General features: G+C 56.0%; 1 protein-coding gene. It reads right to left on the bottom strand.

What is annotated here, in order from left to right; translation table 11 throughout:
• The coding region (locus M2D63_RS26155; protein WP_285865929.1) for an efflux RND transporter permease subunit at positions 1-234 on the bottom strand (234 nt) is incomplete at both ends.

Raw genomic sequence — 234 nt, 5'->3', positions numbered from 1 at the left:
TCTTCTCGGGTTCCAGGCGGAATTGTTGTTCAGCCTGGACGTTGACCTGGTAGGTAAGGCCAAAGCGGTTGAAGTCGTTGGCATACAGCGAGCACAGGTACACCTGCAAGGTGTCGAAGATGTCATTGATGGACACGCCATGGGTCCTGGCCTTTTCGCGATCGATGGCGGCATCTACCTGCGGAACGTTGACCGTAAAGCTGGTGAACAACCTCGCCAGCTCCGGCATGATGC

The organism is Pseudomonas sp. BJa5, from assembly GCF_030272875.2.
Taxonomy (GTDB): Bacteria; Pseudomonadota; Gammaproteobacteria; order Pseudomonadales; family Pseudomonadaceae; genus Aquipseudomonas.
The sequence above is the reverse complement of the archived record's forward strand: the minus strand, read 5'-3'. Positions and strand labels throughout refer to the sequence as shown.